The sequence below is a fragment of the Vibrio rotiferianus CAIM 577 = LMG 21460 genome, assembly GCF_002741985.1.
Taxonomy (GTDB): Bacteria; Pseudomonadota; Gammaproteobacteria; order Enterobacterales; family Vibrionaceae; genus Vibrio; species Vibrio rotiferianus.
In genome coordinates this window covers 37,522-61,866 of sequence record NZ_APHW01000009.1, presented here as the reverse complement: position 1 = coordinate 61,866, position 24,345 = coordinate 37,522, and the positions used below count along the sequence as shown (strand labels likewise).

Sequence of the window (24,345 nt, the reverse complement as noted above, 5' to 3'; positions counted from 1 at the left end):
AAACACGACCTGCAACAAAAAGCGTTAATAAAATTACGTTATTGTTTTAGTTGGGTTGATATACAACCCATTGTTTTTTTGAGGTCTGTCGCCTCTTAATGCTATTGAATCTGAATCTTAAATTTGCCTTCTTCAACGTGAACAGTGACCGCTTCTACCGGCTTGTTCTCACTCATGCGAACAATGCACTGGTTCGCTAAATCCGGCATAAGTTGACGATTAATCAGTTGCTCAACGGCACGAGCGCCTGTTTCAGGTGAATCGTTCATATTGACCAGCAGATCAATCACATCAGGATGAAATTCAAAACTTGCTTTGTAGTGGGATTGAACGCGCTTGCGAATGCGGTTCAGAGACAAGGTTGCAATTTGCGCCATTTCTTCATCGTTCAAAGGGAAGTAAGGCACGATGGTCGCACGGCCAAGAAATGCTGGTTTAAAGTGTTTTTGCAGCTCAGGGAAAATAGACTGAGTCAGAGTCGGAACATCCGGTCGACCATTTTCACATGCATTAACAACAGCACTGTCTGCCGCGTTTGATGTCATGATGATGATCGTATTACGAAAATCGATGTGTCGACCTTCACTGTCCGAGATAGAGCCTTTATCAAAGATTTGATAGAAGATGTCATGCACACCAGGGTGGGCTTTTTCCATTTCATCCAGCAGCAGGACAGAATATGGGTTCTTACGTACCGCTTCTGTTAAGACACCGCCTTTACCGTAGCCAACATAACCTGCAGGAGAGCCTAAAAGCATCGACACCTTGTGCTCTTCTTTAAACTCCGTCATGTTGATGGTGGTGATATTTCGCTCGCCACCGTATAGCAAGTCGGTAAGCGCCAATGCAGTTTCGGTTTTACCCACACCACTTGGACCACACATCAGGAATACCCCAACAGGTTTGCGTGGGTCGGTTAAACCTGCACGCGACAAGCGAATTGCTTGTGAAAGCTCTGCTATCGGCGTTGTCTGACCAATCACTCGCTCACCGATACGAGTCTCTAGGTGCATCAACTTCTCAACTTCTTGGCTAAGCATGTTGCCCACTGGAATACCCGTCCATAGCGCCACCACTTCAGCGATGGTTTGCTCTGTTACCTGTGGCAGGACTAATGGCTGCTCACCCTGGATCTCTCGCAGGGCTGCCATTTTGTCTGCTAACAGGATTTTCGCTTCATGCGATATCACCGAGCCATTTTCTTTTAGCTCAGCGTCTAAGCCAGACTGCAACTCAATGATCTCTTCCACCAAGAGGCGCTCTGCGTTCCAAGAGCACTCAAGTGACTGATGCTCTTGTTCTAAAGCCGCCAATCGCTGTTTTGCTTCTTCCAAGCGTACGCTTTCAATCGACCACAATGCCGACTCATGATGTAACGTTTCGATCTCGTTGTTGGTGTAGCGGATTTTTTCTGCAATGGCTTCCAACTGTCTAGGTGCCGCACTTTGGCTCAACCCAATGCGTGAACACGCTGTATCTAACAGACTAATTGCTTTATCAGGTAACTTACGCTCAGGAAGGTAGCGAATAGAGAGAGCGACGGCGGCATCAATGGCTTCTTGCATGACTTTAACGCCATGGTGCTTTTCAAGGCTGCGCTTCACGCCGCGAAGCATGTGGATAGCATCTTCTTCATTAGGTTCATTAACCGCAACAACTTGAAAGCGACGAGTCAACGCGGCATCCGATTCAAAGTACTGTTTGTATTCTGCCCATGTGGTCGCTGCAAGTGAACGAAACTCGCCACGCGCAAGCGCTGGTTTCAGAATATTAGCTGCATCATTCTGGCCCGCTGTGCCACCCGCCCCAATCAGCGTATGTGCTTCATCGATAAACATGATGATCGGCGTCGTTGACTGCTTGATCTCATTGATCACATCTTTAAGACGGTTTTCAAACTCACCTTTGATGCTCGCACCTGCTTGCAAAAGGGACAAATCAAGGCTGCGCAGCTCAACGTTCGCAAGCGCAGGTGGGACATTGCCATTCACGATTTCTTGGGCAAGGCCTTCAACAATGGCTGTTTTACCTACACCTGGGTCACCAACGAGGATCGGGCTGTTTTGACGGCGGCGGCACAAAATATCAATGGATTTGCGAATTTCATCTCCGCGCCCTGTAATAGGATCCAACTCGCCATTACGCGCTGCCTCTGTCAGGTTTTGCGAGAACTTGTCCAAAGCTGGCGTCGCTGAGTCACCACCGGTTGGGACCATGCTCTCGGTAGACGATGAGACTTCACTGGGTCCTCTGATCACCATCGACTGACTGCGTAACCATTCAGAAGACAATACTGACACCCACGAGCTCAACACGCCGTTGTAAGCGCTTTGGTCCAGACGCTGCTTCAGCACCATCAGCAGATGAAATTCATTCACCACCGATTGCTGATTGTTTAATGAAGCAAGCATCCATGCATCTTTAAGTAACTCAACCAACTCAGGGGACAAAGAAGGTGAAGAGTCATTACCACGAGCCAAGTGCATCAGACGGTCATTGCAACGCTCCAACATCGACTCTTTGGCCATTGATGCTTGCTGCAAAGCGGCCTCCCAGCCTTTGGACTGCTGTAACAACTGAACAAACCAATGCTCAGCTTCTATCGCAAAGTGTCCTTTACTTACACAATCTCCTGCAGCCGTTTCTAGGGCACTTTTTAATAACGGAGTAAGCCTTTTGACCAAGCTTTGTAGTTCAATATTTATCATTCTGTTTCCTAACTTTTCGTCAGTGGCATTTCAACAAACTGTTGATGATCTGATTGATGACTCATCCACGCGGATTGGCCAATTCTTAACGCTTTTTGGTGACTGCCTGATAACTTCACTCTCGGCAGATACTGGCTATTTACCTTCATATAGAGTGCATACTTGGTATTCACTCCCATATAGCTTCTAACCATATGGTCCAGCGCAAGAACCATCTCTTTGTCACTGCGTATTTTTAAGTAATGCTGATAGTCTTGAGGGCAAATTTTTATGTTGAGTTTCTGCCCCGTCATTGGCGTCGACATCCCGACCAACGCGCCCATTCCCAATTGATGATTGTTTCCGGCTTGGCCAATTTGAGTTAACGAACACTCTGTTAGAGGCAAATACTCTAGGCCACTGCGTTCAACCTCAAATTCCGACTCGAAGTAATCTTCTAGCATCGACTTAAGCGCAAATGGGCAGGTTAATTTCAACCCTAATAAGCCGGTGTATTGCACCAAATGAGATTCCGGCATTGGTGCCTTATCTCCAGTCTGCCCAGCCAAACTGGAAAGCATTTCAGTAATAGATTGACGGTCACGATTCCAATGAAACGCCTCTTCCTCAATCTGATACGTCAGCTCGTGCTTTTGCTTTGTTTCGCAGTACAAGCGGTAGTAACGGTTATTAAACATGTCGAAGAAGTCGAGTGGCGCTTCATCACCAAGTTCAAAACGCGCTTTTAGTGCATCGCCATACATCGCTCTTGGCATCGAACCAGAGTTGCCAGACAAAGCCGCCAATGATGTCTTTACCGTAAATTCACCCTCTCGCTCCGAAGTAACCATAGAAACTTCTGCTTGATAGTAAGCTGGGAGAATCTCCGCACTGAGCCTCACCTCAGGTCGCTGACCCTTTAAATGAGCCTGATGCTTGAAGATCTGCCACACTTTTTCTAGCTGCCCCTCAAACGCACCATAAGCGAAACGGCTTACAACAAACTCTTGCACCCAGTTCTCCTCGGGAAGGACAGGTAAACACCGTCTTGGCCTTCCAAATAAATATCCACTTGAGTAAAGCTGTTGAAGCCTGCGAAATAAGCAAAGAAGTGGTCAAGCAAATGACCAAAGAGCGATACGCCTCCGTTGACATTGCTTGCGTCTAACGTCACCGAAATTTTTGTGCCGTAAGCAAAACATGTTTTTCCTGACACACGGATCGGAGCCACCACTTGCTCCTGCTCGATATTTTGCAGGGACTCGATATAGATGTGGTTTTGCACCGCTTGGTTGTGGTTATACAAATCAAACACATTTTTCAGCGTAGCGGTTGGGTCATCCGTCCCTAGAATCGCGTGATAGTTAAAGTGCAAATGGCAAAGCAGTGCCCATACATTCTTATTTGCGTCACGACTACGCACTGGCAAGGTTGGGCGGCGCAGCAAGTTCATAGCCGCTGGAATCGTAAGAGACTCCCGACATGTCACTTGGCTGTTTACAGGCAATGAGCCCGCTCGAATGCCGTCAGTCGCGGTTGTCGTCACCGACCAAACTCTGGATGACATCGTGGCACTAACATGCCCAATATCAGCCACTTTTAAGCCACTGCGAAGCACGCCTCTTTCGTGGGTATCCTGTACGAGCTGCCAACGAAGTGCAGTCTCTGTACTGTTGTACTTGTCTCCGTAGATCTGACAGACCTTAAACGGTTCACCTTCCGTCACGTCTAGCACTTCATCAACAGAAAACACTTCCAAATCATTACCCTGGCTTGCATCAAGATAAATTGGGTACTGCTTTTGGGTGAAGTCGATTTGCAGAGGTTCTGACACTTTGGTTTGTAGGTTCACCAATGGCGTACAAAACAGAGAAAAATGCTGTGCTTGAATGCTACGAGCTTGCACCACACTCATCTCATTCAAGAAAATCTGAATACGAAACTCTGAGCCGATTGCGTGTTGCATGATGTTGCCAAGGTCTAATTTGAATCCTTGAAATCTTTCAGGGAACATGAAGAACTCGGTCAATAACTTAAAGCCACCAAAGCTTGCTGCTTGATACGGTAAAATAGTGTCGTTCACATCGAAGCCGATTGGTTTTAGCGCAGACTTCCCTAGTGAGTAGCTCTTACCATTATTCTGGATACACACCTGACAGCGACCATGGGCGAGTACATCATACAAACGCAATGCAAAGTGGCTTTCACCTTTGAGATGCAGTTTCAACTGGTCAATATCCAGATCACGCAACTCGATACCGCTGTCGGTTGCCTTAATCGTCAGCTCCAACATCGCTTTTGCGTTTTCTGCACCCGCAGGCTTAGCCAGTTCAAATGGCGCAAACAGCACTTCAGCCGAAGCAACTTGAATTGGAAGCAGCGCTATATCTTCGGAAGTCCGAAACACCACTGGCTCACCAGATTCGCTCGCGACATCGAATTCTGTGCCTTTAGGAATACTGTGCTTTGCATTCGCTTCTTCAAAAATAGCGAAGTCCAACATGCTGTATGACGGCACTGGCCTTAGATAATGCGGGAACAACAAGTTCACCAAGCTTTCTGTCAGCTCTGGGTAAGACTCATCCAAGCGCTGTTGCAGTTTGCCGTTCATCAAGGCAACACTTTCAATTAAACGCGCGATCTGAGGATCATCAATACTGTCTTTACGCATTCCCAATGCACGAGCCGTCCCCGGATGACGTTCCGCGAACTGAGAGGCTTCATTGCGAATAAAGCGCAGTTCCTGTTCAAAATAGGAAAGCAATGAATCAGACAAAATTCGACTTCCTTACATCTAGTTTGTTGCTACTCAAATCCAAAAAAGAATCCAGTACGATCGCCTCATCACCGAGCTCTGAATGAACCACGGCGGAAAGGCGAAAACTCAATTGGTTGCTACCCAATTCCCCTTCTTGAACATCAATCTCTACCTGGCTCAGGCGAGGTTCGAAGTTTCGGATCAGCACTTCAATTTCTGCGACAATGTCACTGGTGTTGTTTTTACTTTGAGCGCGAGCCATGTTGCGCATACCGAACTCGGCAATCGTTCCTTTTTCCGATAAAAACATCTCTGAGCACAGAGGTGCTCGGCTGGAAATAAGATCACAGACGTTATCAACAATCGCATCTCGAACGCTGTCGATATCGTCATTCCAGCTTTGGGTTAACTTAGCCATTAAGCTCATGATGTCTCTCCAACCTCACTGCCAGATACCGAAGTTGTTAACACCACTTTCGCATCCATCATTTCGTATTGATATTGAGGCTGAAGCATGATCTCGCATAAGTAGCGGGTTTTATCATGAGGAGCCTCTTCAATGCGTACATAGCAAGACCGCAGCGGGTATCGGGCAAGTACGGCATCCTCACCATAATTGACGTTGCTAATGAACTGCTCTAGCCATCGCTCTAGACTGCGTCGACAACTTTCTGCGCTGTCATATCGACCAACTTGGTCACGAATTTGAACCTTGATGTAATGGGCAAATCGGCAAGCCATTAGGTTGGTTTGGAGCATACCGAGCTGACGTTGAGCTTCATCAGGCGCTTGCCAAACAGATTGATTGCTAAAGAAACCTTTATGGCCACTTAAGTAAATACTGGTTAAAGGCATGAACCCTTGAGACGACCAAAAGCCATCTTCTTCACTGTAGATGTCTACCTTGGTCTTAAGCTCTTTTGAGTCCTGAACAATAGCCCCATACGAACCTGTCTCATCGTAAGAACGCAGGAATCCAAACCAACTGATTCGGTCAAACTCTCGCATTACATTACCGAGCAAGAGGTAAGCGCTGCTGCCCCATAAGGCATATTTCTCTTGCTGGCGTTCGTTAAAAACAAACCCAGCCTGATATTGACGATATGGTTGACGAATCAAATGCTCTGGCATCACCAAATGCAAAAATCGTGATGAGCTTTTTTCTCGTAGCAGCTGCCATGAAACAAAATCTCGACTAGTCAGAATGCGATCAATTCTCGCACTGTCGTGAAGCAGCCTTCTTGGTTCATCACCAAAGAAAAACTCGTCGGTTCCGAGCACCATTGGGCAAAAAGAGAGCTCCCCCAGCTCAGAGAGCAGTTGAAGGGTGTAGAGATCGTCATACTCCTGATCATCGGCGTAATCAGCCGAGACCTTGTGGTCGACCATCACCATGCCAAATGGGCTACCACCGGCGGTATCCAGCTCATTTGAATACAGCTTTCGGTATAGGGATGACTGCTTTAGATCGAAAGAGTAATTGAGATCTGCCGAAACCATACTCCAGCTCAAGTCGAGCATTTTGATTTTGACTCGACGCTGGGATACTTGCAGCTGCGCTAACGATTTAAGCCCCGTCCAAGAGGCTTCTAACTGCTTATAGTTAGGGTGTTGGATAACGTCCGACAACTGTTCACTTATTGACGTATCAATCTCGGAGATCAAACGAACCAACAATGCTTTGAATTGAGCCACCGACTGACTTTTCGCGCACAGTAACAGCTCCTGCCAGGCAGGATTCTCAGCTAAAATGCGGTCAAATTCGGAATCTGTATACATCAGCGACTCAGTTCAAAACATTCGGGGGACGGCGCCCCCGAATAGAATTAGCCAGGAATGTTCGCAACCATTCGTAGTGAAGTGGTTAGCTCTTCCATTTGCAGCCAAGGGCGTAGGTAAGCCACTGCAGAGTAAGCACCTGGGCGTCCAGCTTGCTCTTCTACTGTCACTTTCGCTTCAACCAATGGATGTGTTGCTTTCGCATCGTTACCAATCGCATTTGGGTTAACGTATTGGTTGATCCAAGAGTTCAACTCTTTCTCAACGTCGTTTGGATCTAGGTTTGAACCAATACGATCACGGCCCATTACTTTTAGGTACTGTGCGATTCGACTGCTTGCCATTGTGTATGGAAGACGTGCTGAAATTGCCGCGTTTGCCGTTGCATCTGGGTCTGTGTACGTTTTTGGTTTATGCGCAGTCTGAGCACCCATAAACACCGCGTAGTTGGTATTTTTGTAGTGAACCAGTGGCAAGAAGCCAAGATCACTCAGCTCCTTCTCACGCTCATCCGTTAGGTTAACTTCTGTCGGACATTGCTGTAGCAAGTCACCGGCATCAGAGTAGTGAGTGAAGTTTGGCAGGTTCTCAACCTTACCGCCGTTCTCAGTACCGCGGATCGCCGTACACCAACCGTACTTGGTGTAAGCTTGAGTCATCAGAAGACCAAACTCATACGCCGCATTGCTCCATACAAAATCGCCGTCTGAAGACACAACTTGCTGACCGTTGTCGCGAGTTTGAAGCTCTTCAAATGCAAATGATTTAACTGGAACCGTTTCTGCACCATAAGGAAGGCGAGCCATCGTTTTCGGTAGAGTCAGAGCAACGTAGCGTGAATCATCGCTTTCACGGAATGCATTCCAGCTTGCGTATGCTGGCGAATCGAAGCCTGCTGCAACTGGCTTGCCTTCAGAAAAGCTACTAAATGCATTGAAGTCGAACATACTTGCATTCGCGGCAGCAACGAAAGGTGCGTGAGATGCAGAAGCAACTTCACCCATGTAACGTAGCAGAGCAACGTCTTCATCACCGTAACCAAACTCGTAGTCACCTAGCAGTGCACCGTATGGCTGACCACCAGCTGTACCAAATTCTTCTTGATAAACCATATTGAAGAAACGGCTGCGATCGATCGCTGGTGCATCTTCAAACTGCTCTAGCAATTCGTCTTTGGTGTAATCCGCCAGTTTGATTTTCAGATCTGGGCCTAGCTCGCTGTTTTTCACAAGCTTTTGCAAACCTAACCATGAGCCTTCCATTTTTTGGAACTCACCGTTTTGCATCACCGTTGACAGCTGCTCAGAGATTTTGCTGTCTAGCGCGCTGATTGCTTTTTCAATCGTCAACGTTAGGTTCTTATCCCAAGTCACTGTACCTTCCAGCGCTTGAGAAGCCATGATGCTCAATAGCTCTTTTGTCGTATCTACTGGTGTTTGTGCTGTTGCGTTGATCGCTCGGTCAAGAAAGCTCTGCGTTGCTTCTGCTTCAGTAGCACCTTGTACTGCTTGTTGTTCTACAGACATTATTCCGCTCCCTCTTTGCTCAAACCTAGTTCTTGAGCTAAACCGTTGATGGCATCTGCGCTTTGCAGAACTTCTTTCAGCAGACGCTCAAGATCTCTCGAACGATCGGCTTTGCTTAGCAGTACTTTTAGCTGGTTACGTGTTTCAACCAACTGCTTAAGCGGCTCAATTTGATCAACTAAGTTCTCTGGGTGGAAATCTTTCATCGAACGGAAGCTTAAGTTCACTTCAAACTGGCTATCATCATTAGCTAGCTTGTTATCAACCTTGTACGAAAGACGCGGGTGAATTTGACCCATCACTGTATCGAAGTTGTCTTTATCGATACCCGTGAACTCTCGCTCTTCTAAATCAACTTTTTCTGATTCTGGTTTGTGGCCTGAAAAGTCGCCAATTACGCCAACAACAAACGGCAGCTCTTTCGTCTCGACAGCGCCGTTCGTTTCAACGTCATAAGTGATGCTGACACGGTTCTTACTAACGCGCTTATGTTGTGAGTTCAATGCCATAACGGTGTCCTAAAATGAGATATTCATGAAATAGACATGCCACTTAACGTGGCATGTCTAATGAAAGAATTACTTACCAGAAGTCATTTTTCCGGTCGGTAGGTCGTAAGTCACAACACCACCGCTTTGTAGTTCACCACCTTCTTTCTCGTAGTGATGTTTCTGAGAAATAGAAGTGTAAGAAAGAGATAGGCTTTCGTACGGTTGAGAACCGTCAGTGCCGCTCACGTTGTAAGAAACTAGACGTGCTTTTTCTAGCTTAACTTGGAAGTAAACGTCTGCACCTTGGCCATCGTTAGAAGGCTTAGTAAATGCAATCTCAACTGTTTTACCTTCTTTACCTGGGTTGAATAGGTAAGACAGTAGATCTTCAGAAGCACCATCGACTTCTTTAGTTACGCTAACTTCGCTTACGCCAACCATGCCTGAATCCGCATTGGTGCCGTTACCGATGTCCATAGCAACGTTACGAACGCCACCCCAAGAGTAAGAGTTGATTGCAAACCAACCGTCATTTTTACCTTCAGCCGTTTCTAGCTGACCGATAGTCGCTGCGCCCTCAACTTGAAGACCGCTTACACGCATGTAAATACTTGCCATGATTTTTCCTTATTTTTTAAACACAATTACCAACTCAGAGCCGACGTAGCGGATGATTGTGGTTTTTCATCTTGCTTAGATTGGGTATCTACAGGGGAAGTCTGAGATACATGCTCTTCGACACTTGGCGGCTCCGAAACGGGAGGCGTCGCTTGAGGTGTCTGGGGGCTTTCAATGTCCACCGTTGGAGTACTCACCTCCGGCAGCAAAACCTGATCGAGATGATTCAATCCGGCGGCATTAAAAATCGTACTAAGAGCGTCACCGTTTTGTTCCGACATCATTTCTTGCAGCAACTCAGGTAAGGATAAATATCCCCATCGAATCGCTTTTTCTAACAAGAATGAAATTGGGCTATGCGGTTCGCTCTGGCGAAAATAATCAGAGACTTCTCTCAGCAAATGGAAAGCTAAGTCTCGGTTCATGTTGTTTAAGTTACCCAGTTCAGAGAGATTTCCTGCGTGTAAGTGTTGGCTTACGGTCTGAGCCTGCTCCGATGGCATAGGTATTGGCTCTATCTGTTTTGCATCCATATGGTTTGGCTGATCACCTTCAGAAACTGAACTTTCGGCAACCTCTTGCTCTACTGCCTTGGCCTCCGCTTTCGGGGCCAACTTAATTCCGCTTAAATGAACCAAAGCGTTTTCAACACGGGTAAGCAGTGACTTCGCAAATCCAAAGTTGGTAGTTTGACTGCCTACAGACTGACAATGAGTGCTCACTAACGCAGACAAACGCTCCAACTGGGAGATACAACGTTTGGCATTTTCCATCTTGAATTGAATCGCGGAACGCTCTTGCGCCACCGTAGTGGTAAGCGAAGATTTCAGTTGGCTGATTTCGCCTTTTCTCTCTGCACTTTGAAAATCAAAAAACGTTACGTCCCCAACTAAGGGCAGTTGCAGCATCGGTGCATAGAGAATCGAGCTTTCCTCGCTATCACCAACTAATTGGAAAAATGCTTTAACTTTCGCATCAGCTTGCTCTCTCTCTTTGCCCTTATCATCATCAGATTTGAGCTTTTCAACTGGCAGTACAGGGTTGAGGTGATCCCAGTACTTCTCACTTAAATCGGCTAACCACTCAAGGCTATTCGCAGCACTTTCTAACGTGGTATCGAGAAGGAATTGAGCGGCAACAAACCATGAGATGAGCTCGATATCTCTGGTTGTATTTGAAAACTGTTCGAACAAGCTGTCTGAAAGAGTCTTCCAGCTATTTAGACATGCCTCTTGTAACGCGTCTTTCTCGTCAGCACTGGGGTTTTGACTTAGCTTACGCAGCGCTGTTTGCGCGACATTGAATTCATTACGTAATGGGCGAAAAGCACCTTTATCCAGTTTAAGGTAAACGCCACAGATAGAATCATCACTCAGAGGTGTAGAAAGTTGCTCAATTTGATGCTTTGAAAAAGGCATAGGTTCCTGCTCTATTAGGTTAATCAGCCGACTATTCGCTTAAGTGCTAATTAAGTTCAATCGCTATTTTCTGTATTTTTAGATAAGGAAAAACGGTAGAGGTATTGAGTTAGTTCAACCTGCCAAATTCTTATTTGCGCAGCAAAAATAACATTTTACTAATATTGTTTCATACGAAGTGACACATTTATTAATTGCCAAGAGTATATCTTTGAGATGAATTATAGAAAGACCTATTCACGCCATATTTAGGTGATTTTTAGGTCATCCAACCTCTTAAAAATAACACTACAAAAAGAAATAAAATTCGATAAGTTACTGATTTAATTTAAATTAAAATAAATAAAGCACAATAAGGGTTTATATATTAACAATGTCTTAAATATCCCCTCAGAGATATAACCATCATAAAAACCTGAACGCCCAAGCGCAGCGTCTTAAAAATGAAACAAATTTGAGATTAAAAATAACCGCAAAGTAATCGATTACATCTTATTCAGATAATAATTAAATAAACAAATTACCTTGAATTAAGCTCTAACTCGAAATAGATTAAATGTACAGAGCATGAAAGTTGATACCAATACATCAAGTAATAATAATATCAATTATTATGTAATAATTTCGAATGTTCATCCAATAAACAGCCTTTTAGAACTGTTTATTTAATAGTGAATTAAGTGAATATGAGCAGTAACGAATTAAAGCACCAAACCCGCTCCCTCACCATTAAGCTTTCAGATAACAAAAGTTATATCGTCACCCAATTAATTGGGGAAGAAAGCGTATCCGGCGGTTGTCAGTTTTCCGTTTCCATCGCAGCCAACATGGAGATCGATACCAAAAACCTAGGCAAAGCCGTTTGTGTGTCTTATGAGTTTGATTCTGGAAAGCGCTTTTTTTCAGGCATATGTAGCACTCTGCAATTCACTGGATATAGCAAAGACAAGCACCAGTTTTATTATCAAGTAGAGATATTGGATCCGCTTAGCTTGCTGCAATACAAACGCAGTCGTCAGATTTTTCAAAACATGACGACGAAACAGATCATTGAAAAGCTGCTAGAACAAGCTGATCTCAAAAGCTATTTTCACTTTTCCCTTTCCGGAAACGGGAAAAAGCATGAGTATTGTGTTCAACTTGATGAAACCGACCAAGCTTTTATACAGCGCTTGTTAGCAAGCGAAGGTTGGCACTACCACGTACGCCACCAATCTAATAAGTCGACAATCTGCATTGGCGATTCGAATCAACGGTTTGAGAAAATATCTGATCCAAAGTTAAGCTATCAAATAGGTGGCAACAATCAGCAGCACGTACTAACAACGTGGAGCCAATCCCATCATGTTGGCAGCGGAAAGGTATCTGTCGCCGATCATACTCAAGATCTGGCTGAATTCTTTGATAGCGGCACCCGAAAAAGCACCGAAAGTTACGCGTCAACTTCATTGACGCAAGAACTCTTTGCATTTGGTCACGAGAATAAAAATGAAGTCCGTGACGCTGCAAAGATGCATATGGAAGCGTTAGATCTTAAGAAGTCAGCCTCTCACTCATCATCGAATTTAGCGACGCTTGCTTGTGGCTATAAATTTGAACTCACGAACCATCCTCTCGGTTCGATGAACCAAGAGTACATCGTCACTCATCTATCACACCGCATATCCAGAGAAGAATCGAACAACGACGTCGCTTATCAAAATCAGTTTTCTTGCATCCCTTCGTCACTGGTTTTTCGTCCAGAAATACTAGATAAACCGCGAGTCCATAGCTTACATACCGCAACCGTGACCGGGCCTAAGGGAGAAGAGATTTACCGAGATAAATTGGGACGAGTAAAAGTGCAATTTCACTGGGATAGAGGCGGCAAAAATGACGAAAACAGTTCATGTTGGTTGCCAGTATCGCAAGGGTTCGCCAGTAAGGGATTCGGTTCTCAGTTCACACCACGCATTGGTGATGAAGTGATCGTTCAGTACATTGATGGTGATCCCAATCGCCCTATCGTGACCGGCTCTTTATACAACAACAACAGCGCAGCGCCTTATAGCTCGGATACTCAAAACGGCATCAAAACTCGTTCAACGCCTAAGGGCAGCAGCAAGCAAGGAAACGAACTGCGTTTTGAAGATCAAAAAGACAAAGAACAAGTCTACTTACATGCTGAAAAAGATTGGCTGCTGGACGTAAATAACGACAGCCAGTCAACGATTAAAGGCATGAAAAAGACTCAAGTTGAGAAGAGTGCCACCCTAAACGTTAAAGAAGACATAAAAGTCGAAAGTGAAAAAACGCTTACCGCCAAAAGTAAAGACAACTGGACGGGTGACAGTGATAAAGATCTAAACCTCAGTGCCGCTTCCAACATCAATATTGAGGCTAAATCGACAGTCAGCGTTGATGGCAACCAAGTATCGATCTGCGGTAAATCGAAGATCGAACTCAAAGTGGGCGCGAGTAAAATCGAGATCAGCGCTAGTGGTATTAAGATCGACGCTCCTCAAGTCTCTGTTTCAGGCAAAGCAAAAGCAGAGATGAAAGCCGCAATGATAAATATTGAAGGCCAAGGTAAGGCCGATGTAAAAGCAGCGTTAGTGTCGGTTAACGGCAGTGCCATGACACAAATAAAAGCCGGGGCCATGGTGCAAATTCAAGGCGCAATTACAAAGGTAAATTGATGATGTTGATAAAGGTTCCTCACCAATCCGCGCAAGACATATTAAGTGTCTACGAGCCAAACGCCGCATTCGCAGAGTTAGCAGACGCGAACACTACGCCTATCGATTTGATTTCTGTGGCGATGGAGCAAGAGCTGTTTGCCGATGCAGTGACTTTTCTTGCACATGCTCTCCCAGTTCGTGAATCTATTTGGTGGAGCGTAACCTGCGCCTCATCTCTGCATCACTGGAAAGAAGACGAAGCCAATGCCATTCGCGCAGCAAAGGCTTGGGTTTATACACCTGATGAAACGAGCCGCCGATTTGCAGAACAAATGGCAGATAAAGCGGGATTAGAAACCGGTGCAGGCTGGGCAGCTCAAGCGGCTTTTTGGAGTGGTGGCAGTATGATTAAGCCAGAGGATCCTGCCGTTCCCCCTCCCCCATACTTGTACGCGCAAGCGGTCGCAGGAAGCATTAACCTTTCAGCCGTTTTACCTGACGGTGAAGAGGCGAAAGAACGCTATCAACAGTTTGTAGAAATGGGGCTAAACATCGCCTCTGGCGGTAACGGTCAACAATAGGGAATACACATGCTACCAGCAGCCAGAGCAACAGACATGCACATGTGTCCGATGCAAACACCAGCAGTGGTGCCAATCCCTCACGTAGGCGGGCCATTGCTCCCTCTACCAACAACAGTATTGATCGGCAACCTACCAGCCGCCACTCTAGGGCAGATATGTGTTTGTGTTGGCCCTCCAGATAGCGTAGTTAAAGGAAGTGCAACCGTACTGATTAACAATAAGCCCGCAGCGCGCATGGGCGATCTCACTGCCCATGGCGGAACCATAGTGATGGGGATGCCAACCGTGTTGATTGGTGGATAACACCAACTTTACTTGGTGATTAACTAACATTAGCCGCCAAATAAGTTGGTCCGTTATCATCGTTTGGTGGAGGCTTTGTCGCATCTGAACATCATCTCTAGTCACAACTAAGTAAAAACCTGTGTATGTACTTGTCGTCACCTCTTTTGAGTACCATTCATCTTCCCGCTCTAACCCCAACAAAGATTCCGGCAATAATGCTCAATACCGCAACAATTCCGGCGGGAGAAAGTGCTGGTAATGCAACCAACAGTTGTGAATCATTACCGCCACCAGCCATCACCGCACCTAATCCCATCAAGATCCCTGCAGCCAAATGACGCATGTGGTGTTTAATTGCAGAAGGCCTAAATTCAAAAGATTTTTTAGCGATTGCCGCTATCACCATGCCCCCGATTAATGCCGCCATTAACGCAAAACGTTCAAACTGAGGCCACTTCATCTCATTTTGATGCCAAATAGAAAGACTCATGTCTTTAAGCAGCCCACTCGGTGTCCAGTGAGGCTCATAAACAAACACCAATCCTGCCATCACACCAATTCCAAGCATCGATGCCCACAACACTTTGTCTTCTCGATTTAGTCTCCAAACGAACACAACCAACAAAATAGATAAACCAATTAAAGCGGTATATCGATACAAATGAGGAAGAGTGATCTCTCGGCCAATCACATTAGACGGAAGCAGACTAGAAAAGAACACCCAAGCGATAAACCATCCAAGTATCGTTGAGGCCATTACCAACTCGCCACGAGCAAGGCGACTTACTGTTGAAACGCCACATCCACTATTGAATGCCGCCCCAAGACCAAATAAGAAACCACCAAGGGCAGAGTAAAGCGTAGGTTGAAATGCCGTAAAGTGACGACCTTCATCAAAAAAATAAGCAAAGCCTACTGCCATCCAACATAAAGTACCGCTCAGTGTGATAGCCAGTAGAAACATCGGCTTACCAGATGAAGCTTCTTTAACCCCTCTCACCATACATAACCCTGTGGTTTGAGCTAAATAGCCTAAGATCGCAATACAAATTAAAGAGAGGAAAAACAACATAACGCCCTCCTTATTGAGTCATTTTTTAGAGGCGTGTTGGAGAATAATTGACGATTACATTATTAAAACTATAGACAGGGTTTTGTAAATCAACGCGTTTAGAGGGGGGGGAACATAGCGTCATAGCTGACGAGTTGATGGCTTGAGCGTTTGAACGCCAAGATAAGAGAATGATCTGAGGATGCTGAAAGTGTTACTTCTTTTCAAAACACGATGTGGACTTCGGTACGGGCTCTCCAGGCCAATACGACAGCCAATGTGTTAAGAGCCCTTTGTGCTCCTTCTCCAACGAGAATAGTGTCTCCTTAACTCTGTAAACTTGAACATCATAAAGGTTACTTAGATCACCATTGTAGTAGGATTTAAACCGCACATCCAAACGATCGCCTTGAGCTTTCGTCGAACACACAATCGACTCATCCAACTGAAAACCTTTTGCATCAAGAGAACAGGAATCTTTCGAAATGCTCAGTTCGTATTCCGCCCATGTACTCTGACCTGCTGCATTCTCCCCTAAGTTTAACTCACATCGGTAATTGCCATCCCAAGAAGGTGGTAACGAAGCCGATGCAGTAAAACTCAATAAAAGCGTGCTTAATAATCCGTTCATACTCAGTTACCACTCTGCAATACAAAGGCGACTTTTCACACCGCGAATCTGTAATCCCATTGCCTCAAATACATGCTCAAAGTCTTGGCAGGAAGCAGGCACATTGGGTAAAGACAGCGCTGCTTCTGTAAAGAATGACTGGCTCAGTGCCTCTGACTCTCCCCACGCCAACTCCCACCAATCCAAAATACGTTGTTTCGACGCATTCAACCGATAGACCGCTGGCAGCCGATCGCGCTTGTTGAGGTTTTCAGTTTTAGATGTTGGCAACAGATTCCATTTATCGTTGTTCGGCCAGTAGGCGAACGGCAAGCAATGGTCAACATGGTACTCGTTGCGAAGCTTTCTCCCACTCCAAACACTGATGATCTCTGAGTGATTCGAACGCAACTGCTCTACCCGCTTACGTACCGCGCGAGTGTCGTGATCTTTATCAATCCAAACCAAACAGTCGTGGTATGTTTGCAGGGCAATTGCTCGTTGTTGGTTTGAGCTAAACCGCTGCATCTCAAGAATCCATTGATTGACCACCAGCGGCTCAATCCACGAATGATAAAGCCTAAAGCAGTCCCACAAGCTCTCATCCAGAATAAATTGGCCATAGCTTTCAAGGAATGCACCATCAACAACAATAGTACCTTTATGCTTTTTCGATGAACGTACCATTTCAAAATATGGATTCGATTTGTCACCTTGGTATGTGTAGGTAACTGGGCCATCTTTGATGGTTTTCAAACTGTCTTTAATCGCTTTATCTAAAGCAGCCGCATCATCACCAACAAACATGGTACCAATTGCTAAATCATCCGGGCTTAAATGAGATAGCTTGTCCCAACCATCAGGCTTGATGAATCCGAGGCCCTTTGATGCATTAGAATTCTGTTGGATGTTTTCTTTATCGATGAGGCGTTTGAACTGACGAATCCAATACAGGCCAACTAAACCAAGAGGGATCGCGACTTTCCCGTCTGTACGATCAATAACGGCTCCAGAATGTGCATCTGCAATTCGTAGTAAGGTTCGTAGCAATGCCAGTTTATAAGTAGCCGATTTAGAGTCGTTTACGATGATATGGCGAACCTTGTTGAGATCACCGGAGCCATCATCGGGAAGTGACATGACAACTGTCTGCCAATGAACATCATCACGCTTAAGCTGATCGTCGCTTTCAGAAACATGCCTAACCATAAGCGCACTGTTCTTTGCCAGCTGTTCTAACTCTTGAACGGAGACAGGATAAGCAGTGCGACCATCAGTGAACTCTCCATAGCGAAGACTTATGACCAATCGACCATTAGGCGCAAGCAGATTAGAGAGCTTACGGAAAGCACGCTCACGATGAGAAGTAGCAAGATGCATCCAAACCGCACTCACTAATATCAGATCAAAACGAAGCCCTAAATTGGTAGTTTTCTCAAGTGCAGGCAAGGCATCATCAAGCCAAGTAACCAAATCACCCGTCTTAACTTTACCAAGCTCTAGTAGAGATACAGCAGGCTCAAGAGCAATTACCTCACAGCCTTGTTCCATCATCCATTTTGCATCTCGCCCAGACCCCGCTCCCACATCCAATACCCGATCGCCAGCATGAGGCCAAAAAGCCTGCCAGCTCGCATGAACGTTCTCAAACGTCGTCGAGTTGTATTGCTCCGCTAATGAGCTCGCATTTTGGTTATAGAAATTAGAAGTTGAGGACATAAAGATAAGGCTGCAATTGAAGTGAACACATAGTAAGTGCTATTGATTGCAAAGACTAGCAGGTAGTGCAGAAGTTGTAGGAGACGTTGCATTAGAAATTCTGAAGTCCAAAACGACAAAACCCCGATAACTCGAGGAGCTATCGGGGTTTCTAAATAAATGGCACGCCCTATAGGATTCGAACCTATGACCACATCCTTAGAAGGGACGTGCTCTATCCAGCTGAGCTAAGGGCGCGCTACAGGGACAGGATTATACGAGTTCAAACGCTTAAATCAACGGGTTTTCATAACATTCTGATCTGAGTGCCTAAAAAAAGGGCATTAAAATGAGAAATGTTCAAAAACACCACAGAGCAAACGTTTGCGTATGGATGTCTCACAGTTTTTCTGCGACAATGCGCAGCGATTAATTTGCCTTCTCAATTTATTAAGGAAAGTCATGACTGCTCAAAATATTGATGGAACCCTTATCTCCCAAACTGTTCGTTCGGAAGTTGCGGCTCGAGTGAAAGCTCGCAAAGAAGCAGGACTACGTGCGCCAGGATTGGCAGTGGTTTTAGTTGGCGAAGACCCAGCATCTCAGGTATACGTTGGCAGTAAGCGCCGTGCGTGTGAAGAAGTTGGCTTTGTATCTAAGTCTTTTGACCTTCCTGCAACCTCTTCAGAAGAAGAGTTGTTGGCTCTGATTGATGAGTTGAACAACGATGCAGAAATCGACGGTATTCTTGTTCAGTTGCCACTTCCTGCTGGCATCGATGCAACACACGTTCTTGAGCGTATTCACCCAGAAAAAGACGTAGATGGTTTCCACCCTTACAATGTGGGCCGTCTAGCGCAGCGCATTCCTAAGCTTCGCTCTTGTACACCAAAAGGCATCATCACTCTTCTTGACCGTTACAACATTGAGCTACGTGGTAAGCACGCGGTTGTGGTTGGCGCATCGAACATCGTTGGCCGCCCAATGACGCTTGAGCTGCTTCTTGCTGGCTGTACAACAACGACTTGTCACCGCTTCACAAAAGACCTAGAAGGCCATGTCCGCCAAGCTGACCTAGTTGTGGTTGCAGTTGGTAAACCAAACTTCATTCCTGGTGAGTGGATTAAGAAAGGTGCGGTTGTGGTCGATGTGGGTATCAACCGTCTTGAATCTGGCAAACTAGTGGGTGACGTGGAATACGATAAAGCACGGGAGAACGCGAGCTTCATTACACCAGTACCGGGCGGTGTTGGCCCGATGACGGTAGCAAGCCTAATTGAGAACACGATGCTGGCTTGCGAGCAGTTCCATACGAAGAAATAAAGAATTACCGATACTGAAAGGGCTCCGCAAGGAGCCCTTTTTGTTTGGAGCAGCAACCCCCTCTAACTCCCCCTTGAAAATGGGGAGGACCGGAAAGAGATCGATTCAACTAATGCAATCGCCACAGAAATTGTATTAACTGTCGATTAACGCTTCACAATCAGCGCACTCGGGCCGAGTTCCCTCCCCTTTCTAAGGGGGGGGTTAGGGAGGGGTTCTGTTACAAACTCAAAATCACGCCAGCGATTGATGCACTCATAAGGTTAGCCATCACACCAGCAATAATTGCTCGGAAACCGTGTTTAGATACGAAAGCGCGCTTCTCAGGAACAAGTGAACCTAGGCCACCAATTAGCATTGCCATGCTTGAGATGTTAGCAAAGCCACACAGAGCAAAAGTCACAATCGCTTGTGAATGGGCACTCAGTTGAGACTTCACGTCAGCCAATTGAATGAACGCGACAAACTCATTCACTACGATTTTGTTACCGATTAATGAGCCTGCCGTGATCGCCTCATTCCAAGGGATACCAAGCACCCAAGCAACAGGAGCAAACACGTAACCAAGGACTAGTTCAAAACTCAGTTGAACACCAAACCAATCACCAACCCAGCCTAGCACACCGTTAAGCAGTGCAATCACACTGATGAATGCCAGCAAAGTACCACCAACAGAGATAGCAATACTGACACCCGCCATGGCACCATCCGCCAAAGCTTCTACCACGTTGGTTGCACGCGGGATCTCTACTTGGCTGATATCGATATCTGGTGCTTTTACCTCATCTTCTGGCATCAGCATTTTCGCCATCAAAAGACCAGCAGGTGCAGACATAAATGCCGCAGCTATCAAGTAGTTTAAATCCACCCCTAAAGAAGCGTAACCAACCAAGGTACCACCAGCAACAGACGCCAAACCACCCGTCATTACCGCGAAGAATTGAGAATCCGTCATGTGCTTTAGGTATGGCTTCACCATTAACGGAGCTTCAATCGTGCCAACAAAAATGTTCGCGGTTGCAGAAAGCGATTCCGCACGGCCAATACCCAATAGCTTTTGGATACCACCACCAATGAAGTTAATGACTCTCGGCATTACCCCAAGATGATACAAACCAGAGATTAATGAAGAGAAGAAGACGATGATGCCAAGGACATTAATCGCAAACGTGAATCCGCCAGTAGCAAGATTACCAAAAAGAAATGCGATACCTTCTTGGCCATAGTTGATCAGTTTAGAGACGACGCCACTTACTGAACTTAACGCTTCTCTGCCTGCTGGAACATACAGCACTAGCAATGCAAACAGCACTTGAAGAGCAAACGCTAAAGATACCGTTCTGAGCTTGATATTTTTTCTGTTTGTAGAAAGCAGCCATGCTACGAATAGAATGGCTACGATACCAATAATTGAGTTCATAAAGTGGTTCCGACAAAAGGGGGATAGGAAAGGCGTCGGATTCTATAGCGAGAAGAAAAAGCTGCAAGTTGGGTATGTTAACAGTGTGAAAAGTCAGCCTGATTACTATTTAATCACAAATGTAACCAATTGAAATAATTAAACTTAAACGTTTGCCTCTTTATATTATTTCCATTTGGAAAAGATGTTTCTGAAACCAGAAAAATTTTGTGACTTAAATCACCTTCTGTAATCACTACTTTGGTAAAGAGATGTATGGTGCTAATTTCTGATCCCAGTGACAAGGCGTGCCAATCCTTTGCTTAATAAAATCGATCACTGCGGAGATCTTTTTCGGCATGTGTTGACGGCTTGGGTAGACCGCATAAAACGGCATTGATTGACTTGCTTTCCAGTCTGGTAACAGCTGAATCAACTTACCGGTTCGGAACTCATCACCAAGCAGATAAGTGGCTAAGTAGGCAATTCCCCACCCCGATATCGCAGCATCACGAACCGCTTCTGCTAAGTCAACCGAGTAGTTGCCTGATACTTTGACGTTAAGCTCTTGCTCGCCTTTAGTGAAAGCCCAACTGGTGTAGTCACGCTCCCAACTTCTATATATCAAACAATTGTGTTGAGAGAGCTCATTGGGTTCCGTGGGTGTGGTGTGCTTTAACAAATATTCTGGTGAGGCAGCTACAATAAACTGGCAATCTGTTAATCGCTGTGCAATGTAGCCTTCTGGTAGGCGCTCATTATTGGTGATCCAAAGGTCTAACCCCTCATCTAACATATCCACTTTGTAATCAAATAGGTGAACTTCTACTTGTAACTGTGGGTACTGTTCTCGCAATTCTTGAATCGCAGGAATAATATGTAAGGTACCAAATGACTGCGATAGTCCCAATCGGACGAGGCCTGCCACTTCATCTCTTTGGCTTTCCATTTCGAGCGTGGCGCTTTTCACCGCTTGTAAAACTTGCTCACAATGGTGATAAAAAGTTCGTCCAGCCTCCGTCGGGGTGAAACTACGTGTGGTGCGTTGCACAAGCTTAATGCCTAGAGAAGCCTCTAGTTGACTGAGCTGCTTACTGACGTGAGACACGGACACACCAAGGCTCTTAGCCGCGGCGGTAAAGTTCTTATGTTTGATCAACGCAGAGAAGATCACCATTTGTGCAGCACGTTCAGATAACACGCAAACCTCGATAAAATTTGAGAAAACAAAGGGCTCCGAAGAGCCCCTTTCATATTCACTGATTAATTAGAATTAAGCACTTAGAAAGTGATGCGGTCAGCTAAGTGACTTACCGCCAGTGCGAAGTAGTAAGAGCGGTTCCACTTCATCAATACGTTGTAGTTGTTGTACACCAAGTAAGTACGGCCGTTTTCATCGTCTGGCATGATTAGCCATGCTTTGATGTCTTCATCCAGTTTAGGCAGCGGACTACCATCGTACTTAGTAATGCCCAACTTGCTCCACTCTTGTAGGTACTTGCCTTTTTCAGCACCACGACCTTCAAGGTTATGATCAATACCATGCGGCACTTTTACTTGACGACCCCACGTGTATTTATCGTCCCAACCAGACTCACCTAAGTAGTTAGCGGTTGAGGCAAACACGTCTGCTTCCGATTGCCAGATGTCTTTCTTACCGTCACCATTGCCATCTGCGGCAAAACGCAAAAATGAGCTAGGCATAAACTGACATTGACCCATCGCACCAGCCCACGAGCCTTTAAAGTTTTCTAGCTCGATATGGCCTTGATCAAGAATTTGTAGCGCGGCCATGGTTTCTTTGCGGAAAAACTCTTCACGTCGACCTTCAAATGCCATGGTCGACAACGCATCGATAACACGGAAGTTGCCAGTGAACTTGCCGAAATTACTTTCCACGCCCCAAAGCGCGACAATAAAGCGAGGTTGAACACCAAACTCATCACCAATGCGTTTTAGCTCTGCGTAATGCTCTTTATATAACTGCTTCGCTTGTTTAACCTTCCACTCAGGTACTGCACGAGGGATATACTCGTCCAACGTCAGTTTTTTTTCTGGCTGGTTTCGGTCCGCTTTCACCGCGCGTGGTTTGTATTCAACATCGGCAAACGCGGCACTGATGACTTGCTCGGAGATACCTTTATCACGAGCTTCTGCTCGCAGTTTATTAAGGTATTCGTCAAACCCTTCGCTACTAGCAAAAGCCGAAGTACAAACTCCTAAGCTAAGCATCGTTGCCAGTATTTTTTTCATATTGCCCTCCTTGAGCAAGGCAGATCACTCAATAGCAAACCGACTTATTGTTCGTCTTTCTGTTGAGCTTTTTGTTCTTTGTATTTTTCTAATAAATTTTCTGGTGGTGGCGGCAACTGAAGGAAAAAGCCTTCGTTTTGTAATGAAGCTTTCACTTTCTCGACATCCACTTGCGCTAAGCTACGACCTTCTAGTTTGATCGTCATAACCGGCATAGGCTTACCGAACATCTGCATAAGTGTGTCAGGCACCTGTGAAAAATCGTCTTTTTTCGGGATGTAGAGGTAAGCGCCTTCTTTCTTGGAACTTTTATAAATAGAACAAAGCATGACAAGCCTTTTGTGCTGATTTCCGCCATTTTGGGGCGGATTTAAATAAAAACGTAAAATTCTCGCAAACTTGATAGCAAAAATGAGATTAAATCACTTATTTGCCCTTAAGATAACTTGCTGCGTCAAGGGATGAAATATAACATGACATACCTAGTTTAAGGCAACGCTCTTTCAACAGAGGCAAGAAGTCCACGATGACCCATTCACCTGACCTTAAAGGTAGCAGTTTTACATTGTCTGTTTTACACCTTTCTGACAATGAGATCGTCAAAACTGTCGAATTTTTGCAAGAAAAGGTTTCTCAAGCTCCTTCTTTTTTTGCGTCCGCCCCATTGGTGATCAATATAGCAAAAGTCGAAGGCGATATTGATTTTAACGCATTGAAGCAAGGTATTGCTGATGCCGGCTTTATTCCGGTTGGCGTAACGGGTTGCAAAGACAAACGCATACAAAACCTTGCCTCTGAAGCGGGCTTCGCCATTATGTCTGCTAGTAAATCTCCTGCAAAAGCACCAGCGAAAATGGCACCAACTAAAGTGGTGCGCACGCCCGTTCGCTCTGGCCAACAGGTATACGCCAAAGATGGCGATTTAGTCGTACTCGCGCATGTTAGCGAAGGGGCTGAAGTCATTGCCGATGGCTCTATTCATATTCACGGAACATTACGTGGCCGTGCAATCGCAGGAGCAAGCGGACAAAGCGAAGCTCGAATTATCTGCCACAATTTACAAGCTGAGCTAATCTCCATAGCGGGTGACTATTGGCTTAGTGATCAAATTGCGAGTGAGTTCTGGAAACAAAAAGTAATGATCAGTAAAGCAGAAGAATCATTACATCTTGAGACTCTCACGATTTAAGTTTTAAAAAGGAAAT

General features: G+C 45.5%; 21 protein-coding genes and 1 tRNA gene. 5 read left to right on the top strand and 17 right to left on the bottom strand.

Features of this window, described 5'->3' with window-relative positions; genetic code table 11:
* Positions 1–101: 101 nt before the first annotated feature.
* The 9 genes from tssH to B853_RS04255 form a co-directional block, all read right to left on the bottom strand.
* Positions 102–2,708 (bottom strand): type VI secretion system ATPase TssH, encoded by a 2,607-nt coding sequence (gene tssH / locus B853_RS04295; RefSeq protein ID WP_038886661.1) that lies wholly within the window; start codon positions 2,706–2,708, stop codon positions 102–104.
* An 8-nt stretch (positions 2,709–2,716) separates the two neighbouring features.
* A complete protein-coding gene (locus tag B853_RS04290; RefSeq protein WP_038886659.1) occupies positions 2,717–3,700 on the bottom strand; it encodes a type VI secretion system baseplate subunit TssG in 984 nt (327 codons plus the stop codon).
* Complete coding sequence (gene tssF, locus B853_RS04285; RefSeq protein WP_038886658.1) at positions 3,682–5,463, bottom strand: type VI secretion system baseplate subunit TssF; 1,782 nt, start codon at positions 5,461–5,463, stop codon at positions 3,682–3,684. The genes B853_RS04290 and tssF overlap by 19 nt, the downstream gene beginning before the upstream one ends.
* On the bottom strand, positions 5,456–5,872 hold the full coding sequence (gene tssE, locus B853_RS04280) for a type VI secretion system baseplate subunit TssE (protein ID WP_010446924.1): 417 nt from the start codon (positions 5,870–5,872) through the stop codon (positions 5,456–5,458). The genes tssF and tssE overlap by 8 nt, the downstream gene beginning before the upstream one ends.
* The gene (locus tag B853_RS04275; protein WP_038886657.1) at positions 5,869–7,224 is read right to left on the bottom strand and encodes a type VI secretion system contractile sheath domain-containing protein; all 1,356 of its coding nucleotides are present in this window, start codon (positions 7,222–7,224) and stop codon (positions 5,869–5,871) included. Before B853_RS04275 ends, tssE begins: the two co-directional genes overlap by 4 nt.
* 47 nt (positions 7,225–7,271) lie before the next feature.
* Positions 7,272–8,750 (bottom strand): type VI secretion system contractile sheath large subunit, encoded by a 1,479-nt coding sequence (gene tssC, locus B853_RS04270; protein WP_008219010.1) that lies wholly within the window; start codon positions 8,748–8,750, stop codon positions 7,272–7,274.
* The gene (gene tssB, locus B853_RS04265; RefSeq protein ID WP_008219012.1) at positions 8,750–9,259 is read right to left on the bottom strand and encodes a type VI secretion system contractile sheath small subunit; all 510 of its coding nucleotides are present in this window, start codon (positions 9,257–9,259) and stop codon (positions 8,750–8,752) included. The genes tssC and tssB overlap by 1 nt, the downstream gene beginning before the upstream one ends.
* 69 nt (positions 9,260–9,328) lie before the next feature.
* Positions 9,329–9,859, bottom strand: a complete 531-nt coding sequence (locus tag B853_RS04260) for an Hcp family type VI secretion system effector (protein WP_008219014.1) — start codon at positions 9,857–9,859, stop codon at positions 9,329–9,331.
* A 26-nt stretch (positions 9,860–9,885) separates the two neighbouring features.
* Positions 9,886–11,277, bottom strand: coding sequence for a type VI secretion system protein TssA (locus B853_RS04255; protein ID WP_038886654.1), 1,392 nt, complete (start codon positions 11,275–11,277; stop codon positions 9,886–9,888).
* A 686-nt stretch (positions 11,278–11,963) separates the two neighbouring features.
* Between B853_RS04255 and B853_RS04250 the strand changes: the two genes are divergently transcribed.
* Genes B853_RS04250 through B853_RS04240 form a run of 3 tightly spaced genes read left to right on the top strand, consistent with a single transcriptional unit; the run spans position 11,964 to position 14,824 of the window.
* Positions 11,964–13,955, top strand: a complete 1,992-nt coding sequence (locus tag B853_RS04250) for a type VI secretion system Vgr family protein (RefSeq protein ID WP_038884812.1) — start codon at positions 11,964–11,966, stop codon at positions 13,953–13,955.
* Positions 13,955–14,518, top strand: coding sequence for a DUF6931 family protein (locus B853_RS04245; RefSeq protein ID WP_038884814.1), 564 nt, complete (start codon positions 13,955–13,957; stop codon positions 14,516–14,518). Before B853_RS04250 ends, B853_RS04245 begins: the two co-directional genes overlap by 1 nt.
* Before the next feature lie 9 nt (positions 14,519–14,527).
* Positions 14,528–14,824 (top strand): PAAR domain-containing protein, encoded by a 297-nt coding sequence (locus tag B853_RS04240; RefSeq protein ID WP_010446907.1) that lies wholly within the window; start codon positions 14,528–14,530, stop codon positions 14,822–14,824.
* A 157-nt stretch (positions 14,825–14,981) separates the two neighbouring features.
* Here B853_RS04240 and B853_RS04235 read toward each other — a convergent pair whose 3' ends face one another.
* From B853_RS04235 to B853_RS04220, 4 genes are all read right to left on the bottom strand, one after another.
* Positions 14,982–15,770, bottom strand: a complete 789-nt coding sequence (locus B853_RS04235; RefSeq protein WP_211285367.1) for a YeeE/YedE thiosulfate transporter family protein — start codon at positions 15,768–15,770, stop codon at positions 14,982–14,984.
* A 301-nt stretch (positions 15,771–16,071) separates the two neighbouring features.
* Complete coding sequence (locus tag B853_RS04230) at positions 16,072–16,488, bottom strand: DUF5991 domain-containing protein (protein WP_050568959.1); 417 nt, start codon at positions 16,486–16,488, stop codon at positions 16,072–16,074.
* Between the two features lie 6 nt (positions 16,489–16,494).
* On the bottom strand, positions 16,495–18,186 hold the full coding sequence (locus B853_RS04225) for a class I SAM-dependent methyltransferase (protein WP_038884818.1): 1,692 nt from the start codon (positions 18,184–18,186) through the stop codon (positions 16,495–16,497).
* A 160-nt stretch (positions 18,187–18,346) separates the two neighbouring features.
* A tRNA-Arg gene (locus tag B853_RS04220) sits at positions 18,347–18,423 on the bottom strand.
* 204 nt (positions 18,424–18,627) lie between these two features.
* Here B853_RS04220 and folD point away from each other — a divergent pair.
* Positions 18,628–19,488 (top strand): bifunctional methylenetetrahydrofolate dehydrogenase/methenyltetrahydrofolate cyclohydrolase FolD, encoded by an 861-nt coding sequence (gene folD / locus B853_RS04215; RefSeq protein ID WP_010446897.1) that lies wholly within the window; start codon positions 18,628–18,630, stop codon positions 19,486–19,488.
* Positions 19,489–19,708: 220 nt separating this feature from the next.
* Here folD and B853_RS04210 read toward each other — a convergent pair whose 3' ends face one another.
* The 4 genes from B853_RS04210 to B853_RS04195 all read right to left on the bottom strand — a co-directional run bounded on the left by B853_RS04210 (position 19,709) and on the right by B853_RS04195 (position 23,469).
* Positions 19,709–20,908, bottom strand: a complete 1,200-nt coding sequence (locus tag B853_RS04210; RefSeq protein ID WP_038884819.1) for a NupC/NupG family nucleoside CNT transporter — start codon at positions 20,906–20,908, stop codon at positions 19,709–19,711.
* Between the two features lie 235 nt (positions 20,909–21,143).
* On the bottom strand, positions 21,144–22,088 hold the full coding sequence (locus B853_RS04205; RefSeq protein WP_010446893.1) for a LysR family transcriptional regulator: 945 nt from the start codon (positions 22,086–22,088) through the stop codon (positions 21,144–21,146).
* An 80-nt stretch (positions 22,089–22,168) separates the two neighbouring features.
* Positions 22,169–23,140 (bottom strand): lytic murein transglycosylase, encoded by a 972-nt coding sequence (locus B853_RS04200; protein ID WP_010446891.1) that lies wholly within the window; start codon positions 23,138–23,140, stop codon positions 22,169–22,171.
* A gap of 44 nt (positions 23,141–23,184) precedes the next feature.
* On the bottom strand, positions 23,185–23,469 hold the full coding sequence (locus B853_RS04195; RefSeq protein ID WP_010446889.1) for a YcgL domain-containing protein: 285 nt from the start codon (positions 23,467–23,469) through the stop codon (positions 23,185–23,187).
* Between the two features lie 197 nt (positions 23,470–23,666).
* Here B853_RS04195 and minC point away from each other — a divergent pair, with 197 nt between their 5' ends.
* On the top strand, positions 23,667–24,329 hold the full coding sequence (gene minC, locus B853_RS04190; protein WP_038884821.1) for a septum site-determining protein MinC: 663 nt from the start codon (positions 23,667–23,669) through the stop codon (positions 24,327–24,329).
* Positions 24,330–24,345: the final 16 nt, after the last annotated feature.

Excerpts from the sequence above, each read along its gene's own strand:
- tssH (WP_038886661.1), bottom strand. The coding sequence starts at position 2,708 with ATGATAAATATTGAACTACAAAGCTTGGTCAAAAGGCTTACTCCGTTA.
- tssE (WP_010446924.1), bottom strand. The coding sequence starts at position 5,872 with ATGAGCTTAATGGCTAAGTTAACCCAAAGCTGGAATGACGATATCGAC.
- B853_RS04275 (WP_038886657.1), bottom strand. The coding sequence starts at position 7,224 with ATGTATACAGATTCCGAATTTGACCGCATTTTAGCTGAGAATCCTGCC.
- tssC (WP_008219010.1), bottom strand. The coding sequence starts at position 8,750 with ATGTCTGTAGAACAACAAGCAGTACAAGGTGCTACTGAAGCAGAAGCA.
- tssB (WP_008219012.1), bottom strand. The coding sequence starts at position 9,259 with ATGGCATTGAACTCACAACATAAGCGCGTTAGTAAGAACCGTGTCAGC.
- B853_RS04260 (WP_008219014.1), bottom strand. The coding sequence starts at position 9,859 with ATGGCAAGTATTTACATGCGTGTAAGCGGTCTTCAAGTTGAGGGCGCA.
- B853_RS04255 (WP_038886654.1), bottom strand. The coding sequence starts at position 11,277 with ATGCCTTTTTCAAAGCATCAAATTGAGCAACTTTCTACACCTCTGAGT.
- B853_RS04250 (WP_038884812.1), top strand. The coding sequence starts at position 11,964 with ATGAGCAGTAACGAATTAAAGCACCAAACCCGCTCCCTCACCATTAAG.
- B853_RS04245 (WP_038884814.1), top strand. The coding sequence starts at position 13,955 with ATGATGTTGATAAAGGTTCCTCACCAATCCGCGCAAGACATATTAAGT.
- B853_RS04240 (WP_010446907.1), top strand. The coding sequence starts at position 14,528 with ATGCTACCAGCAGCCAGAGCAACAGACATGCACATGTGTCCGATGCAA.
- B853_RS04235 (WP_211285367.1), bottom strand. The coding sequence starts at position 15,770 with ATGTTTCTACTGGCTATCACACTGAGCGGTACTTTATGTTGGATGGCA.
- B853_RS04230 (WP_050568959.1), bottom strand. The coding sequence starts at position 16,488 with ATGAACGGATTATTAAGCACGCTTTTATTGAGTTTTACTGCATCGGCT.
- B853_RS04225 (WP_038884818.1), bottom strand. The coding sequence starts at position 18,186 with ATGTCCTCAACTTCTAATTTCTATAACCAAAATGCGAGCTCATTAGCG.
- folD (WP_010446897.1), top strand. The coding sequence starts at position 18,628 with ATGACTGCTCAAAATATTGATGGAACCCTTATCTCCCAAACTGTTCGT.
- B853_RS04210 (WP_038884819.1), bottom strand. The coding sequence starts at position 20,908 with ATGAACTCAATTATTGGTATCGTAGCCATTCTATTCGTAGCATGGCTG.
- B853_RS04200 (WP_010446891.1), bottom strand. The coding sequence starts at position 23,140 with ATGAAAAAAATACTGGCAACGATGCTTAGCTTAGGAGTTTGTACTTCG.
- B853_RS04195 (WP_010446889.1), bottom strand. The coding sequence starts at position 23,469 with ATGCTTTGTTCTATTTATAAAAGTTCCAAGAAAGAAGGCGCTTACCTC.
- minC (WP_038884821.1), top strand. The coding sequence starts at position 23,667 with ATGACCCATTCACCTGACCTTAAAGGTAGCAGTTTTACATTGTCTGTT.